This window comes from Streptomyces sp. NPDC042638 (assembly GCF_040647235.1).
In the GTDB taxonomy this organism is placed as follows: Bacteria; Actinomycetota; Actinomycetes; order Streptomycetales; family Streptomycetaceae; genus Streptomyces; species Streptomyces rameus.
Window position 1 is genome coordinate 274,948 of sequence record NZ_JBEZBT010000001.1, and the last position, 16,717, is coordinate 291,664.

The 16,717-nt window shown below is 72.5% G+C and carries 15 protein-coding genes; 12 read left to right on the plus strand and 3 right to left on the minus strand.

Going from position 1 to position 16,717, the window contains the following annotated elements:
• Positions 1-19 precede the first annotated feature (19 nt).
• Complete coding sequence (gene hutI, locus AB0B40_RS01240; RefSeq protein ID WP_362261914.1) at positions 20-1,195, plus strand: imidazolonepropionase; 1,176 nt, start codon at positions 20-22, stop codon at positions 1,193-1,195.
• 534 nt (positions 1,196-1,729) lie between these two features.
• Here the strand turns inward: hutI and AB0B40_RS01245 are convergent.
• The gene (locus AB0B40_RS01245; protein WP_362261917.1) at positions 1,730-2,626 is read right to left on the minus strand and encodes an RNA polymerase sigma factor SigF; all 897 of its coding nucleotides are present in this window, start codon (positions 2,624-2,626) and stop codon (positions 1,730-1,732) included.
• Positions 2,627-2,872: 246 nt separating this feature from the next.
• Between AB0B40_RS01245 and AB0B40_RS01250 the strand changes: the two genes are divergently transcribed.
• From AB0B40_RS01250 to AB0B40_RS01275, 6 genes are all read left to right on the plus strand, one after another.
• A complete protein-coding gene (locus AB0B40_RS01250; RefSeq protein ID WP_161293920.1) occupies positions 2,873-3,250 on the plus strand; it encodes an STAS domain-containing protein in 378 nt (125 codons plus the stop codon).
• Between the two features lie 398 nt (positions 3,251-3,648).
• Positions 3,649-4,218 (plus strand): ATP-binding protein, encoded by a 570-nt coding sequence (locus tag AB0B40_RS01255; RefSeq protein ID WP_345052862.1) that lies wholly within the window; start codon positions 3,649-3,651, stop codon positions 4,216-4,218.
• Between the two features lie 164 nt (positions 4,219-4,382).
• Positions 4,383-5,081: an LPXTG cell wall anchor domain-containing protein gene (locus tag AB0B40_RS01260; protein ID WP_362261922.1), complete on the plus strand. Its 699-nt coding sequence runs from the start codon at positions 4,383-4,385 to the stop codon at positions 5,079-5,081.
• 600 nt (positions 5,082-5,681) lie between these two features.
• Positions 5,682-6,509, plus strand: coding sequence for a hypothetical protein (locus AB0B40_RS01265; RefSeq protein WP_362261925.1), 828 nt, complete (start codon positions 5,682-5,684; stop codon positions 6,507-6,509).
• Positions 6,506-7,606 carry a hypothetical protein gene (locus AB0B40_RS01270; RefSeq protein ID WP_362261928.1) on the plus strand — a complete coding sequence of 367 codons (1,101 nt, stop codon included), beginning with the start codon at positions 6,506-6,508 and terminating at the stop codon, positions 7,604-7,606. The genes AB0B40_RS01265 and AB0B40_RS01270 overlap by 4 nt, the downstream gene beginning before the upstream one ends.
• 2 nt (positions 7,607-7,608) lie before the next feature.
• On the plus strand, positions 7,609-8,907 hold the full coding sequence (locus tag AB0B40_RS01275; RefSeq protein ID WP_362261931.1) for a hypothetical protein: 1,299 nt from the start codon (positions 7,609-7,611) through the stop codon (positions 8,905-8,907).
• Positions 8,908-8,995: 88 nt separating this feature from the next.
• Here the strand turns inward: AB0B40_RS01275 and AB0B40_RS01280 are convergent, their stop codons facing one another.
• On the minus strand, positions 8,996-10,501 hold the full coding sequence (locus AB0B40_RS01280; protein ID WP_345052851.1) for an oligopeptide:H+ symporter: 1,506 nt from the start codon (positions 10,499-10,501) through the stop codon (positions 8,996-8,998).
• Positions 10,502-10,994: 493 nt separating this feature from the next.
• Here AB0B40_RS01280 and AB0B40_RS01285 point away from each other — a divergent pair, with 493 nt between their 5' ends.
• Both AB0B40_RS01285 and AB0B40_RS01290 read left to right on the plus strand, forming a co-directional pair.
• Positions 10,995-11,672, plus strand: a complete 678-nt coding sequence (locus AB0B40_RS01285) for a response regulator transcription factor (RefSeq protein ID WP_030653180.1) — start codon at positions 10,995-10,997, stop codon at positions 11,670-11,672.
• A 41-nt stretch (positions 11,673-11,713) separates the two neighbouring features.
• Positions 11,714-12,985 carry an ATP-binding protein gene (locus AB0B40_RS01290; RefSeq protein WP_345052848.1) on the plus strand — a complete coding sequence of 424 codons (1,272 nt, stop codon included), beginning with the start codon at positions 11,714-11,716 and terminating at the stop codon, positions 12,983-12,985.
• A gap of 43 nt (positions 12,986-13,028) precedes the next feature.
• Here the strand turns inward: AB0B40_RS01290 and AB0B40_RS01295 are convergent, their stop codons facing one another.
• Positions 13,029-13,538, minus strand: a complete 510-nt coding sequence (locus AB0B40_RS01295) for a GtrA family protein (protein WP_345052846.1) — start codon at positions 13,536-13,538, stop codon at positions 13,029-13,031.
• Positions 13,539-13,720: 182 nt separating this feature from the next.
• Between AB0B40_RS01295 and AB0B40_RS01300 the strand changes: the two genes are divergently transcribed.
• Genes AB0B40_RS01300 through AB0B40_RS01310 form a run of 3 tightly spaced genes read left to right on the plus strand, consistent with a single transcriptional unit; the run spans position 13,721 to position 16,580 of the window.
• Complete coding sequence (locus AB0B40_RS01300) at positions 13,721-14,860, plus strand: 5-(carboxyamino)imidazole ribonucleotide synthase (protein ID WP_362261936.1); 1,140 nt, start codon at positions 13,721-13,723, stop codon at positions 14,858-14,860.
• The gene (purE, locus tag AB0B40_RS01305) at positions 14,857-15,378 is read left to right on the plus strand and encodes a 5-(carboxyamino)imidazole ribonucleotide mutase (RefSeq protein WP_362261939.1); all 522 of its coding nucleotides are present in this window, start codon (positions 14,857-14,859) and stop codon (positions 15,376-15,378) included. Before AB0B40_RS01300 ends, purE begins: the two co-directional genes overlap by 4 nt.
• Positions 15,379-15,383: 5 nt before the next feature.
• Complete coding sequence (locus AB0B40_RS01310) at positions 15,384-16,580, plus strand: dipeptidase (protein ID WP_362261942.1); 1,197 nt, start codon at positions 15,384-15,386, stop codon at positions 16,578-16,580.
• The last annotated feature ends 137 nt before the right edge of the window (positions 16,581-16,717 follow it).

The window sequence follows — 16,717 nt, forward strand, 5'->3', positions numbered from 1 at the left end:
ACCCCACAAGGACGACACCATGAGCAGCAGCACGGTCATCACCAACATCGCCACGCTGGTCACCAACGACCCCTCCCTGGGCGACGGATCCCCCCTCGGACTGGTCCAGGACGCGGCCGTCGTCATCGAGGGCGACCGCGTCGTGTGGACCGGTGAGTCAAGCAAAGCACCCGCCACTGACAACCGGGTCGACGCGGGCGGCCGGGCGGTGCTGCCGGGCTTCGTCGACTCCCACTCCCACCTGGTCTTCGCGGGCGACCGGACGCAGGAGTTCAACGCCCGTATGTCCGGCCGCTCCTACACCGCGGGCGGCATCCGCACCACGGTCGCGGCCACCCGGGCCGCGAGCGACGCGGAACTGGAGGCGAACCTCACCCGTTATCTCGACGAGGCCCTCCGCCAGGGCACGACGACGTTCGAGACGAAGTCGGGCTACGGCCTCACCGTCGAGGACGAGGCGCGCGCCCTGCGCCTCGCGGCGAAGCACACCGACGAGGTGACGTTTCTCGGCGCGCACATCGTCTCCCCCGACCACGCCGACGACCCGGCGGCCTACGTCGCCCTGGTCACCGGCGAGATGCTGGACGCCTGCGCCCCGCACGCCCGCTGGATCGACGTGTTCTGCGAGAAGGGCGCCTTCGACGGCGACCAGGCCCGCGCGATCCTCACGGCCGGCAAGGCGAAGGGCCTGCACCCGCGCATCCACGCCAACCAGCTCTCCTACGGCCCCGGCGTCCAGCTGGCCGTCGAACTGGACGCGGCGAGCGCCGACCACTGCACGCACCTGACGGACGCGGACGTCGACGCCCTCGCCCACGGCAGTACGGTCGCCACCCTGCTGCCCGGCGCCGAGTTCTCCACCCGCGCCGAGTGGCCGGACGCCCGCCGTCTCCTGGACGCGGGCGTGACGGTCGCCCTCTCCACCGACTGCAACCCGGGTTCGTCCTTCACCTCGTCGGTGCCCTTCTGCATCGCCCTGGCCGTCCGTGACATGCGGATGACCCCCGACGAGGCGGTCTGGTCGGCCACGGCGGGCGGCGCGGCCGCCCTCCGCCGCACCGACATCGGCCGTCTCACCCCGGGCGCCCGCGCGGACCTGATGCTCCTGGACGCCCCGAGCCACGTCCACCTGGCCTACCGGCCGGGAGTGCCGCTGGTCAGCGGGGTGTGGCGCGGCGGCGTACGCGTCGTCTGACCGGCGGTCGGAGGCAGGGGCGGGCGGGGCGGTCGGTACGTTCTCCCCGGCGGCGGCCGGCTTCGAGCGGCTCGGCCGGCCGTCGGCGGTCCGGCCGGCCGGACCGCCGACGGCGCACCGGTCAGGCGGTCTCCACCGCGGCGCCCCCGGCCTCCACAGGGCTGCTGCGAGCCTCCAGCGGGCGGCTTCCGGCCCCGCCCCGGCCCCACAGGCCCCCACAGGGCTGTCTTCGGCGGCCACCGGCGTACTCCCGGCCGCTGCCGTGCCCGGCCGCGTTCCGTCCCCGGTCCGCCACCGTCCGTCCGGGGCGCTCGCCGGCGTCGTGCACAGCCCGCTCCTCCCGCCGGTGACCGCTCGAGGGTCCGGGTATGAGGGTCGGGGTGCCGGGTACCCGGCAGCCGGTGAACCGGGCCGCGGACACGGCGAAGCGGCCCGGCGTCATGGGCCGGGCCGCTTCCCGCAGGCCGTTCCGGCTGTCCCGTCCCGCCCTCGAGGCCCCGTTCGCACGGGCCGCTCACACGGGCCGGACGGAGGTCACTCCTCCACCGTCAGCCCCTTGCGCAGCCGTACCAGCGTGCGCGACAGCAGCCGGGACACGTGCATCTGGGAGATGCCCAGTTCCTCGCCGATCTCCGACTGGGTCATGTTCGCCACGAAACGCAGGGAGAGGATCTGCCGGTCCCGGGAGGGGAGTTCGGCGATCAGGGGCTTGAGCGACTCGATGTACTCGATGCCTTCCAGCCCGTGGTCCTCGTATCCGATGCGGTCCGCCAGCGCGCCCTCGGAGTCGTCCTCCTCGGGCTGGGCGTCCAGCGAGGAGGCGGTGTACGCGTTCGAGGCGGCCATGCCCTCGACGACCTCGTCGTTGGAGATGCCGAGGCGCTCGGCGAGTTCCGTGACCGTGGGGGCGCGGTCCAGCTGCTGCGCCAGCTCGTCGCCCGCCTTGGCGAGGTCGAGCCGCAGCTCCTGCAGCCGGCGCGGGACGCGCACGGACCACGAGGTGTCACGGAAGAACCGCTTGATCTCGCCGATGATGGTCGGCATCGCGAATGTGGGGAACTCCACACCGCGGGAGAGTTCGAAGCGGTCGATCGCCTTGATCAGGCCGATGGTGCCGACCTGGACGATGTCCTCCATCGGCTCGCTGCGGGAGCGGAAGCGGGAGGCGGCGAACTTGACGAGCGCGAGGTTGAGCTCGACGAGGGTGTTGCGGACGTACGAGTACTCGTACGTCCCCTCCTCCAGCGACTCGAGACGCTCGAAGAGAGTCTTGGACAAGGCCCGCGCGTCGACCGGGCCGATCTCGTCGTACGGGGGGATCTCCGGGAGTCCCTCGAAGGGATCGAGGGCGTCGATGGGATGATCCAGTTGTTCCGGTGGGGGTGTCGACGTCGCGATCGGGGTATGCGATGCGTCGAGCCGGGGTGACATGGGTGTCCTCCATCGTTCTCGGCATATGGCTGCCGAAGCCAGTACGTGCACTGCGGTGTGCGGCGCCTCCGAAGCCGGCGTGTAGAAATGTGTGTCGTTACTAGCCCTACCCGCTGCACCGAGAGAGTCGCAAGTGCATTCTGTGCCGCTATGTCCGATTGTGTGCGGATGTTCGGGTGTCGGAGTGCGCATGGAAGGCGTAATGTTCGAGGGCATCAGCAGCCACGACCTCGGGAGAGAGACGGCATGGACCACGGGACGGTCGGCAGCGCACAGTCGGGCCGGCTTCTGGTGGAGGTGCGGGAAGAGGGCTCCAGCGCCGTTGTGACACCGGCGGGTGAGCTCGATCACCACACCGCCGATCTTCTGCGCGAGCCCCTCGACGACCTCCTGGACAAGGGCTTCTCGCGGCTTGTGGTGGACTGCTCACGCCTGGAGTTCTGCGACTCCACGGGGCTGAACGTCCTGCTCGGCGCGAGACTGAAGGCGGACGCCGCCGGTGGCGGGGTCCATCTGGCCGGAATGTTGCCGGTGGTCGCCCGCGTGTTCGAGATCACAGGCGCGGAGGCGGTCTTCACCGTTCACGACTCCGTGGAGGCGGCCCTGGCCGACGGTGCCGACTGAACGCGCCGCGCCTCCCCCTCCGGCCCGGTCCGCGCACCGGCCCCCGTCGGCGTTGCGTGAGTCACGCCGAACACGGTGGTGTTCTCGCGGATCGGTCGGGCAGGAGAGGGCAGAAGAAGGCAGGAGGCGTCCTGCAGGCCGCCGGCCGCCGGATCCCGCGGGATCCGGCGAACGGCCCGGGCGGGGCGCGCGGACGAACGGCCTGGACGGAACGCGCGTCCGGCGGACGGGCGGGTACGGGACCCCGCCCGATCGGCGGGCGCACGGCGCCCGACCGGTGGCCGGTCGCCGTGACGGCCGGCCGGCGCCCGCGGTGCCGCGCCCTGAGCCGGACTGCTGCCGGACTGTTGACCGGACTTTTCCATCCTGAACTGGTGAATCGGTGAGGTGAAGCGCTGATGAGCACCACCCGGCCTTACTCGCCGGGCGACCGCGGCCCGGAGCCCAGCGGCGCTTCCGGGGCGTCCGAGGGGGATGCGCCCGCTGTCGGCGCAGCCACGGGGGCGGCCGCGCCGTCCGTGCCGTCCGGTCCGACCGACGGCACACCGCAGGTCCGTGGCCGGCAGGTGCGCAGACTCCGCCTGGAGGGCGAGAGCGGCGTCGTCCCGCTCGCCCGTGATTTCACCAGGCAGGCGCTGTACGCCTGGGGCTGGCTGCCCGCCGCCACCGCGGACCAGCGGGCCGCCGCCGAGGACGTCCTGCTGGTCGTCTCCGAACTGGTCACCAACGCCTGCCTGCACGCCGAGGGGCCCGACGAGCTGCTGCTCTCCTGCGACAACAAGGTGATCCGGGTCGAGGTCTCCGACCGGGGCGCCGGCCAGCCGGCCCCGCGTACCCCGCACCGCGCCGGACGCCCCGGTGGCCACGGCATGTTCATCGTGCAGCGGCTGTGCCTGGACTGGGGCGTGGTCCGCGTCCCCGACGCTCCGGGCAAGAGGGTGTGGGCGGAGCTGGGTGCGCCCGCCTGACCGTCCCGGCGGTCACCAGGGTCCCCGTCTCCACTCCAGCATCACGTCGCACACGCCGGCTCAGCACAACTCCGGCGTGTGACGCGTCTTCCTTCCTCACGGCTCCGGGCGTACCTTGACGCCGAATCTGATACGTCGTCAGGAATGAACGGGGTGGACCGACCGTGTCGTACCCGAAACGAACCTTCGCGCTCGCGTCCGCCGCGGCCCTGGCCGGCTCCGCGGTGCTGCTGGCCGCCCCGGCGGCCCACGCCGACGTCGTCGACGTCAACTACCGCTGCCAGACGCCGATCGGAGTCAAGAGCGCCCTCTCGCCCATCGACATCAGGGGCGTCAAGAGCGGCAGCGGCTACCGGATCACCATGTCCTGGCAGAAGGGCGTCTCCTCCAGCCCGGTCGAGCTGGGCAAGGGGGCGATGAGCCCGAGCGCGACCATCGGGCTGGGCGGCGCCGACAGCGGCACGCTCGCGGTCAGCGGCCCCGCCAACGCCGCCGCCATCCCCGCCAACACCCCCATCAAAATCAGCGACTTGAGCGGCACCTACACACCGAAGAAGAGCGGCAAGGTCACCTTCACGGCGGGCACGCTCACCATCAGGGCGCTCGGTACGACCACGACCTGCACACCGACCAACAGCCCCAAGGCGTCCCTGACCCTGGACGTGACGGCACCCGGCGGTGCCTCCTCCGGCGGATCCTCCTCGTCCGCCTCGGGTGGCTCCTCCTCCGGAGGCAGGCAGCTGCCGCAGACCGGCCCCGAGGACTCGGCGGTCGCCCTCGGCACGCTCGGCGGCACGGTCCTCCTGGCCGGCGCGGCGGCGGCCCTGTGGCTGACCCGGCGGAACCAGACCGCCCACCGCTGACCGGCCCCGACCGGACCCGGGACCGAGCCGCCGCCCCGGCCGGACCGCACCCGCCGCCCCGGCGCCGCCCGCTGAACCGCCCGGCCACCACCGCTGGAGCCGCCCATGCAGCCCGCCGCAAGCGTCCTCGGCCCGTCCCCGCGTCCCCCACGCACGCTGCCGAGCCCCTCGCGCACCGCGCGGACCCTGCGCGAGCCTTCGCGCTCCCCACACACGCTGCCGACCCCCTCGCGCACCGCCCGGCCCCTGCGCGCGCCTTCGCGTCCCTCGCGCACGCTGCCGACCCCCTGGCGCACCACCCGGCCCCTCCGCCGGCCGTCCGCGTTCGCCGCTCTGCTCCTGCCGTTCGCCACCCTGCTGACCGGTGCCGCGCCGCCCGCCGCAGGCGTCCTCGGCCCGCCCCCGCGTAGCCCGCGCACGCTGCCGCGCCCTTCGCGCATGCCCCCGCGCCCACCGCGCACCGCGCACATGCCCCCGCGCCCATCGCCCACCCCGCGCACGCTGCCGCGCCCATTACGCACTCAGCCGCGCACCCCGCGCACCCCGAGCACCCCGCGCACGACCCAGCGCCCCGTATGCCCCCCACGTACGCCCCCGCGCGTGCTCGTCGCCGTTCTCGCCGTTTCGCTCCTGGCGGTCGCGCTGCTCGCCGCCGCGCCGCGGGCCGTCGCGCGGCCCGGCGGGTGGTCGCTCGCGCCTCTGGGGGGCGGGCGGCCCGCGTTCTACGCCGAGGGCGTGGCGGGCACGGTCCTGCGGGACACGGTGGCCGTGACCAACCCCGGGCGCACCCCCGTCGCGGTCCGGCTGCGCGGCGCCGGTGTCCCGGCGGTGTTCGCCCGCAGCGGCCTGCGGATCCCTGCCCGGACCCGCGCCGAGGTGCCCTTCACGGTGACCGTGCCGCGGGACGCCGGGCCCGGCGACCGCACCGGCGCGATCGTCGCGCGGGACGAGCGCGGCCGTACCGCGACCGTGCCGGTCCGTTTGCGTGTCGGCGGCCCCGCGCTTGCCGCGCTGACCGTCGAGCACCTCGCCGTACACGCCGACCGGATCACGTACGAGCTGGTCAACCGCGGTACGACCCCCCTCGTGCCGAGGGTCGCGGTGCGTGCCGACGGTGTCTTCGGCCGGGTCCTGGACCGGGCCCCGCGTCCCCTGCCCGTCCGGTTGCCGCCGGGTGCCCGCCGCACGCTCAGCGAGCCGTGGTCCGACCGGCCGGTGCTGGACGAGGTGCGGATCCGGCTGACGGTCACGGCGGGCGGGGCACGCGACACCGCGGACGCGTCGACCGCGTGCGTGCCGTGGGGCGCGGTGGCCGGCTGCTCGGCGGCGGTGGCCGCCGGTACGGCCGTACTCCTGCGGCGGCGCGGCGACCGCGCGCGGTCCGTACCCCGCCCGGCCGCGGCCGAGCCGACGGGAACGGTGTCGTGAGGCGGATCGTGCTGCCGGCCCTCGCCGCGCTGCTGCTGGCCCTCACAGGCCCGGCCGGCCAGGCCGGGGCGGCGGTCGGACCGGCGGTGAAGCTGTCGGTGTCCCAGGCCGGTACCGGCGGTTCGGTCACCGTCAGCGGCACCGGCTGGCGGCCCGGCGCGCTGCTGATGATGCTGGTGTGCGGGCGGGCCACCCCGGCCCGAGGCGTCATCGGCGGCACCAACTCCTGCGCCAACGGCGACGGCAGGGCCGTGACCACCGACGCCTACGGCCGCTTCAGCCGGAAACTGCCGGTCGCCGAACCGCCCGTACCCTGCCCCTGCGTCGTCCACGTGGCCACCGTCACCGGCGCCGGGGCCGAGGCGGACACCGTCCTGGAGGTCGCCGGGCATCCCGTGAGCCCGTTGCCCGCCGAGCGCTCCGCGGGCCGGCTGGCGGTGCTCTCCGACACCCGGCTGACCGGCTCGGGCGGCCTGCTGACCTGGTTCGGGGCGCCGCCGAGCCGCACCCTGGTCCTCACCGTCGGCAACACCGGCGCGGGCGCGATCGAGAACCCGGTGTTCCGGGTCGGCACCGCGCACGGCGTCTTCGCCCCCGAGTGGGACGAGCGGCAGTGGCACGGCACCCTGCAGCCGGGGGAGAAGGCGCAGATCGAACTGCCGGTCGAGCTGTCGGCCGGGGCACACGGCGACTACACCGTGACGCTGCGGTACGCCGGCCGGGTGCTCGCCGTGCAGCCGTGGGCGGTGGGCCGGCCGTGGGGCGTGACCCTGTTCTGGATCCTGCTCTGCCTGGTCGTCCCCGCCGCGCTGTTCCGCGTCGGCATGGCCGTGGTGGACCGGGTCCGGCCGCGCCGTCCGGGCGGCGCCGGCCACCGGCGGCGCCTGCCCCGGCCCGCGGTGCGCCCGCGTCCGCCCCTCCCACGCTCCCGTACCGGCGGCCCACCGGCCCCCGCGGCCGCTCCGGCCGACACGACTCCGACCCTGCCGTGGTTCACCCCGGACTCCGCTCCGGGCGGCCCGGCCGGCCGGTCCTCCGCACCGCACGACGACAGCCCGACGAGTCCTACGACTCCCACCACGAAGGGACCCACGTGAGCATGCGAAGGAGAGGCCCGACGGCCGGGAGGACGGGCGCCCTGCTGGTGCTCTGCGCGGCGGGGGTCCTGCTGGGCCCCGCGGTGGCCCCCGCGCAGGCGGCCGAGGTGTCGTACGCCACCCACTGCGTGCCGCCCGCGGGCATCGACCCCGTCGACGGCACCACGAAGGTCGAGATCACCGCGCCGGCGACGGCGAAGGTGGGTGACACGGTGGACATCGGGTGGAAGTTCGTCCAGGCGGCGTCCAGGAACCCGGACATCATCGACCTGCCCGCGAACTCCGTGCAGCCGTCCGGTGTGCTGAAGGCCGCCGGTGCGCAGACCGCCGACGTCGCGATGCGAGGACCCCGGGAGAACCCCGCGATCCCCAAGGGCGGCGCCATGGTGCTCTCGGACATGAAGGGCGCGCTGAAACTGACCGCGGCGGGCGAGGTGACGCTGACTCCGGACGCGTACACCGTCAACGCGATGTCGACCGACACCAAGTGCGCGCCCAAGGAGACCGTGCAGAAGGCGGCGACGATCCAGGTGACGGCGGCCGGCGGCGGCACGCCCACCGCGACGCCCACCGGGACGACGACGCCCACCCCGACGCACACCGCCACCCCGACGCACACCGCCTCCCCGACGGCGACCGGCGGCACCGGACAGACCGACTTCACCGGCAAGGAGGTGCAGGTCCCGTACGCCTGCAAGACGCCGATCGGCGACAAGGCCGCGACCTCGCCGGTGCAGATCAACGCCAGGAGGAACGGCGGGAGTTACGCCCTGACCGTGCAGTTCAAGAAGTCGGTGATGGACAGCCCCGCGCAGATCCCGAAGGACTCGGTGAAGCCGTCCATGGAGGTGGTGCTGGGCGGCGCCGACAAGGGCACGGTGCACGTGGAGGGGCCGGCCAACGCGAGCCCCGTCAAAGCGGGCGACCCGATCGAGATCCCCGACCTCACCGGCGTCTACAAGCCCGGCGCGAGCGGTTCCTCGACGCTGTCCCCGGGCGTGCTGACGGTCAAGGCGCTCGGTACGACCACCACGTGCACGCCGGTGAAGACGGCGGTCTCGCTCACCCTGGACACCACCGGGCAGCCCGGCGGCGCCGCGGGCGGCACCTCGACCTCCGGCGGCTCGTCGTCGTCCGGCGGCACCTCCGGTGCGAGCGGCAGCGGCGGCGGCGACGGCGGGCTCGCCGAGACCGGCGCCGGCGACCACGGCGCGCTGAAGGCCCTGGGCCTGGTGGCGGGCACGGCGATCCTGCTGGGTGCGGCGGTGTTCACCTGCATGCCACGGCGCAGGACGCGGTGACCGGCGCCCCGCGCCGCCCCGGAAGACGCCAGGAGGGCCGCCGCACCCGTCTGGGTGCGGCGGCCCTCCGCCGGGCACGTCCGAACGACTAGTTGACGTTGCCCATCAGCTTCTTGACCTTGTTGCGGTACATCCACACCGCGACACCGGCGACCACGGCGAGCCCGGCCTCCAGGGCCACGAAGCCCATCTTGTCGAGGTTGACGCCGCCGATGGCCGGGTTCGACAGCAGGGCGGTGACGGAGTCACCCGCGGTCACCGCGAGGAACCAGACGCCCATCATCTGGGAGGCGTACTTCTTCGGCGCCATCTTCGTCGTCACGGACAGACCCACCGGCGACAGCGTCAGCTCACCGACCGTCTGCACGAAGTAGATCGCGACCAGCCACATCGCTGCGGCCTTGTGACCGCCCTCGGCGATCGACAGCGGGGCGAGGAAGACGAAGAAGGACGCGCCGACCAGCACCAGGCCGGAGGAGAACTTCACGATCGTGCTCGGCTCCTTGCCGCGCCGGTTCAGCCACAGCCACAGCCAGGCGAAGACGGGCGCCAGGGCCATGATCATGACCGGGTTGACCGACTGGTACCAGGAGACCGGGAAGTCCCAGCCGAGGACCGAGTTCTCGGCGCTCTTCTCGGCGAACAGCGACAGGGTCGAACCGCCCTGGTCGTAGATCATCCAGAAGACGGCGGCGGCGACGAAGAACCAGATGTACGCCGACACCTTCGAACGCTCGGCGGTGTCCAGGTCCTTGTCCCGGTGGATGCGGGCGATGACCAGGATCGGCACGATCAGACCGATGAGCGTGAGCGGGATCAGCGCCCAGTTCAGCGTGAAGTGGCCGGTGCCGCCGACGACGCCGTAGAAGACCGCGGCGACGGCCAGCCAGATCAGGCCCTTGCGCAGCGTGGCGGCCTTCTCCTCGGCCGACAGCGGGGTCGGGACCTCGCCGCTCCTGGCGTTCAGGTGGCGCCCGCCCAGCAGGTACTGGACCAGACCCAGCGCCATGCCGAGCGCGGCCAGCGCGAAGCCCAGGTGCCAGTTGACGTTCTCACCGACGGTGCCGATGACCAGCGGCGCGACGAACGCACCGAGGTTGATGCCGATGTAGAAGAGGGTGAAGCCACCGTCGCGGCGCGGGTCCTCCGGGCCGTCGTAGAGGTGGCCGACCATCGTCGAGATGTTGGCCTTCAGCAGACCCGAACCTATGGCGACGAGGACGAGGCCGACGTAGAAGCTCGCGGCGGCGGGCACCGCGAGGCACAGGTGGCCGAGCATGATGACGATGCCGGAGACGGCGACCGTCTTGCGGGGGCCGAGTACACGGTCGGCGAACCAGCCGCCGGGCAGGGTGAGCAGGTACACGAGCGACAGGTACACCGCGTAGATCGCGCTCGCCGTGCCCGCACTCAGGTGCAGGCCACCCGGGGCCACCAGATACAGCGGGAGCAGAGCCCTCATGCCGTAGTAGGAGAAACGCTCCCACATCTCGGTCATGAAGAGGGTGGCCAGTCCGCGGGGGTGGCCGAAGAAGGTCTTCTCGGAACCGGGGGTGCCCGGTCGGACCGAGTCCTTCGTCAGGCTGGACGCCATGGTCGTTCCTTGCTGGTCGGGACGCGCGGCTGGAGCGTTGCGCGCCCGGTGGGGGTGCGGCCGGCACCGGCAGGTCGGTCGTCCACCCCCACGCCCAGGGGGAGCCCGTTCCGGATCGCGGAGCGGCGGACGCGACCACCGGGATCCACGCCCCACGACGCTGCGTCGCGTCCGGAGCCCGGCCAGAGGTCATTCCTTTCAAGGCTGATCTTGGTCAGCCCGTACACAAAAGAGACCTTCAGCGTCTACTGCCCGCCAAAGGTCCCCGGTGTGTACTACAGGCGTTCAGGTCACCATACGGCAGGACACTGCCGGATATGGAAGGTCTTGAGACGCGGATCACAGGTGTCGCGGGAACCGCGGGCGCGGGTTCGAAGGCCCCTTCTACGATCGCATCCCCAGGTCAATGGTTCGTACCAGTGGAGCGCGAAGGTAAGAATCCCTGGAACGGATCACGCCCCGGCACCGCACGCGGGCGGTCTACCATCACCTCATGACCCGTGTACTGCTCGCCGAGGACGACGCGTCCATCTCGGAGCCGCTGGCCCGCGCCCTGCGCCGGGAAGGTTACGAGGTCGAGGTGCGCGAGGACGGACCCGCCGCGCTCGACGCCGGAATGCAGGGCGGCGTCGATCTGGTCGTGCTGGACCTGGGCCTGCCCGGCATGGACGGCCTGGAGGTCGCCCGCCGGCTGCGCGCCGACGGCCACACCGTGCCGATCCTCATCCTGACCGCACGGGCCGACGAGGTGGACACCGTCGTCGGCCTGGACGCGGGCGCCGACGACTACGTCACCAAGCCCTTCCGGCTCGCCGAACTGCTCGCCCGGGTACGGGCGCTGCTCCGGCGCGGTGCCGCCGAGCCGCAGCAGCCGCCGGCCACGCACGGGGTGCGGATCGACGTCGAGTCGCACCGCGCCTGGATGGGCGACGAGGAACTCCAGCTCACCGCCAAGGAGTTCGACCTGCTGCGGGTGCTGGTGCGGGACGCCGGCCGCGTGGTCACCCGGGACCAGCTGATGCGCGAGGTCTGGGACACCACCTGGTGGTCGTCGACCAAGACGCTCGACATGCACATCTCCTGGCTGCGCAAGAAGCTCGGCGACGACGCGGCGAACCCGAGGTACATCGCGACGGTGCGGGGCGTGGGCTTCCGTTTCGAGAAGAGCTGAGCCCGGGCCCAGCGATCACCACAGGCCACAGGTAGCGGAGCATGCGCCGACGTCTCATCCAGTCCACCCTCGCCGTCGTCCTCGTGGTGATCGCCGTCTTCGGGATCTCCCTGGTGATCGTGGAGACGCGGACGATCAGCAACAGTGCCCAGGAGCGGGTGGAGTCGGAGGCGGTCCGGCTGGCCAGCATCGTGGACAGCCGGATCCTCGCCGCGGAGAACGTCAACGCGGACGTGCTGCGCAACCCGGTCAGCAAGGACCAGTACGCGGTCATCCGGATGCCCGGCAAGGCGCCCATCGAGATCGGCAGCAGGCCCGAGGGCGACACCATCCACTCCACGCAGCACGGCGAGGAGGGCGAGACGGTCACCGTGCAGGAGCCCCGCTCCGCCGTGACCCGGGAGGTCGGCCGGACCCTGCTGATCATCGCGCTGGTCGCGCTGCTCGCGGTGGTGGCGGCGGTGCTGCTCGCCGTGCGGCAGGCCAACCGGCTCGCCTCCCCGCTGACCGACCTCGCCGAGACCGCCGAGCGCCTCGGCTCCGGCGACCCGCGTCCGCGGCACAAGCGGTACGGCGTCCCCGAGCTGGACCGGGTCGCCGATGTGCTGGACTCCTCCGCCGAGCGGATCGGGCGCATGCTGACGGCCGAGCGGCGCCTCGCGGCCGACGCCTCCCACCAGCTCCGTACGCCGCTGACCGCGCTGTCCATGCGTCTGGAGGAGATCACCCTCACCGACGACCCGGACACCGTGAAGGACGAGGCCACCATCGCGCTGACACAGGTGGAACGGCTGACCGACGTGGTGGAGCGGCTGCTGACCAACTCGCGCGACCCGCGTACCGGCTCCGCGGTCTCCTTCGAGCTGGACGAGGTGATCCAGCAGCAGCTCGCCGAGTGGCGGCCCGCCTACCGCAGTGCCGGCCGGGCCGTCGTCAGCTCCGGCAAGCGGCATCTGACCGCGGTGGGCACGCCGGGCGCGGTCGCCCAGGTGCTGGCCGCGCTGATCGAGAACTCGCTCATGCACGGTGGCGGCACCGTCGCCCTGCGCACCCGGGTCACCGGGAACCAGGCCGTGATCGAGGTCACCGACGAGGGGCCGGGCGTGCCGGCCGACCTCGGCGCCCGGATCTTCGAGCGCACGATCAGCGGCCGTAACTCCACGGGCATCGGCCTGGCCGTCGCCCGGGACCTCGCGGAGGCCGACGGCGGCCGGCTGGAGCTGCTCCAGGCGCAGCCCCCGGTCTTCGGCCTGTTCCTCTCCCGCACGCCCCCGGCACGCAAGACGGACGAGGACCGGCCGACGGTCCGCTAGCGCGGGACCGTCGGCCGGCGAGAACCGTCCGCTGTCGAGGAAGTTACGGAACGCGCTGCCGCGGCGCGGGCTGCTGCTGCGACGACTCCCGGTCGAGAATCGATTCCGCGCTCGCCACGGTCTCCCGGGCCGGCAGCGTCCGGAACACCCAGCTGCGGTACGACCAGAACCGGAACAGGGTCGCGACACCGATGCCGACGAACTTGAAGACGTTGCTCTGCAGCGGGCTGTCCCAGCCGAAGCCGTAGGTCGCCAGGTAGAGCAGGCCGTTCTCGATCACCAGGCCGACCGCGCTGAACAGCAGGAACAGCGTGAGTTCCTTGGTGCGGCCGCTCTTGTCGCGGTCCCGGTAGGTCCAGTACCGGAAGCCGACGTAGTTGAAGACGATGGCCACGACCGTCGCGATGATGCTGGCACGCACGACCGGCAGGTCGGAGACGTGCCGGACCAGGTTGAAGACGGCGAGGTTGACCAGGACGCCGGCGCCGCCGACAGCCCCGAACTTGGCCATCTCGCGTACGAGCCGTTGCAGCCCCGAGGAACGAGGTTCCATGGCTGTGCAGCTCCCGTCGGTAGATTTCGACAACCCTGCCATGCTAGCCGGGCGGCCCGGCCCGTGCCCGTGGACCGTGCCACAGCTGGGAAACAGGTCGGAAAGAGGGGGGAAAGTGCCGGGTAAGAGCGCGTGAGAGGGACGCGATCCGGCCACCCCGGTACGGCCGATACGCTAGGGGTGTGACGTTCCCGGTAGTCGGCATGGTCGGCGGGGGGCAGCTCGCGCGTATGACGCACGAAGCGGGCATCCCGTTGGGCATCAGGTTCAAGCTTCTCAGTGACACCCCTCAGGATTCCGCGGCGCAGGTCGTGAGCGATGTCGTCATCGGCGACTACCGCGACCTGGACACGCTGCGTGCGTTCGCGCGGGGTTGCGATGTGATCACCTTCGATCACGAACACGTACCCACCGAGCACCTCCGGGCCCTGGAGGCGGACGGCATCCCCGTGCGCCCGGGACCCGACGCGCTGGTGCACGCCCAGGACAAGGGGGTGATGCGCGCCAGGCTCGACGCGATCGGCATCCCGTGCCCCCGGCACCGGATCGTGGCGGATCCGGAGGACGTGGTCCGGTTCGCGGGGGAGGGGGACGGCTTCCCGGTCGTCCTGAAGACCGTCCGCGGCGGCTACGACGGCAAGGGCGTGTGGGTCGTGGAGAGCGCCGAGGAGGCCGCCGACCCGTTCCGGGCCGGTGTCCCGGTGCTGGCCGAGGAGAAGGTCGACTACGTCCGCGAGCTGGCCGCCAACGTCGTACGCTCCCCGCACGGCCAGGCCGTCGCCTACCCGGTGGTCGAGTCGCAGCAGGTCAACGGCGTGTGCGACACCGTGATAGCCCCCGCGCCCGACCTGGACGAGGACCTCGCCCTGCACGCCGAGCAGATGGCCCTGACCATCGCGAAGGAACTGGGCGTCGTCGGACACCTCGCCGTCGAGCTGTTCCAGACCCGCGACGGCCGCGTCCTCGTCAACGAGCTGGCGATGCGCCCGCACAACTCCGGGCACTGGACCCAGGACGGCGCGATCACCTCGCAGTTCGCCAACCACGTCCGCGCGGTCCTGGACCTGCCGCTGGGCGATCCGCGCCCGCGCGCCCCGTGGACGGTGATGGTCAACGTCCTGGGCGGCGACTACCCGGACATGTACTCCGCGTACTTGCACTGCATGGCCCGCGACCCCAAGCTCAAGATCCACATGTACGGCAAGGACGTGAAGCCCGGCCGCAAGGTCGGACACGTCAACACTTACGGCGACGACCTGGACGATGTGCTGGAACGCGCCCGTCACGCAGCCGGCTACCTGAGAGGGACGATCACCGAATGAGCCCGGTCGTAGGCATTGTCATGGGGTCGGACTCCGACTGGCCCGTCATGGAGGCCGCCGCCAAGGCCCTCGACGAGTTCGAGATCGCCTACGAGGTCGACGTCGTCTCGGCGCACCGCATGCCCCGCGAGATGATCACCTACGGTGAGCAGGCGGCCGACCGCGGGCTGAAGGCGATCATCGCGGGTGCGGGCGGTGCCGCCCACCTGCCCGGCATGCTCGCCTCCGTCACCCCGCTGCCGGTCATCGGCGTGCCCGTGCCGCTGAAGTACCTCGACGGCATGGACTCCCTGCTGTCGATCGTGCAGATGCCGGCCGGTGTCCCGGTCGCCACGGTCTCCGTCGCCGGTGCCCGCAACGCCGGGCTGCTCGCGGCCCGGATGCTCGCCGCGCACGACGAGGACCTGCTGCACCGGATGCGTGACTTCCAGCAGGACCTCAACGACCAGGCCACCGAGAAGGGCAAGCGGCTGCGCAGCAAGGTCGAGGGCGCCGGCGGCTTCGGCTTCGGGAAGTGACGCCGGTGAACTCGTCGGCCCCGCTGGACACCGCCCGTGCGCTGCTGCGCGAGTTCCCCGTGGTCGACGGGCACAACGACCTGCCCTGGGCACTGCGCAAGCAGACCGGCTACGACCTGGACGCCCTGGACATCGCCGGTGACCAGCACGAGCACCTGCACACCGACCTGCCGCGGCTGCGCGAGGGCGGGGTCGGCGCCCAGTACTGGTCGGTGTACGTGCCGAGCGAGCAGCCGGAGCCGGTCGCGGCCACGCTGGAGCAGATCGACTGCGTCCGGCAGCTGCTGGCCCGCTACCCGGCACAGCTGGCGCCCGCGCTGACGGCCGCGGACATGGAGGCGGCGCGCCGGGACGGCCGTATCGCCTCCCTGATGGGAGCCGAGGGCGGCCACTCCATCGCCAACTCGCTGGGCACCCTGCGCGGCCTGCACGCCCTCGGCGTCCGCTACATGACGCTCACCCACAACTCCAACGTCGACTGGGCCGACTCCGCGACCGACGAGCCGGCGGCGGGCGGCCTGACCGCCTTCGGCCGCGAGGTCGTGCGGGAGATGAACCGCCTCGGCATGCTCGTCGACCTCTCGCACGTCGCGGCGACGACGATGCGGGACGCCCTGGACGCCGCCGCCGCCCCGGTGATCTTCTCGCACTCCTCCGCCCGGGCCGTGTGCGACCACCCCCGCAACATCCCCGACGACGTCCTGGAGCGGCTGCCCGCCAACGGCGGCGTGGCGATGGTGACCTTCGTACCGAAGTTCGTGCTCCAGGCGGCCGCGGAGTGGACGGCCGCGGCCGACGAGAACATGCGCGCCCACGGCCTGCACCACCTGGACACCAGCCCCGAGGCCATGCGGATCCACCGCGCCTTCGAGGAGCGCGCCCCGCGCCCGGTCGCCACGGTGTCCACGGTGGCCGACCACCTGGACCACATGCGCGAGGTGGCCGGCATCGACCACCTCGGCATAGGCGGCGACTACGACGGCACCGCCTTCACCCCGGACGGCCTGAACGACGTCTCCGGCTACCCCAACCTGCTCGCCGAGCTGCTCGGGCGCGGCTGGTCAGAGGCCGACCTGGCCAAGCTGACCTGGCAGAACGCGGTGCGCGTCCTGGGCGCGGCGGAGGACGTCGCCCGGGATCTGACGGCCACGCGCGGACCCTCCCTCGCCACCATCGAGTCGCTGGACGGCGCGAAGGACTGAGGCGCCGCGGCAGGGGCGGCCGGCCCGCCCGGCCGCCCCTGCGGTGTACCCCCGAACGCCCCACTCACCAGGAAGGTTCACCGCGCTCCGTGCGACCGTGTCGGTACGCCAGCCACAGCACGCCGTAGCTCACGACC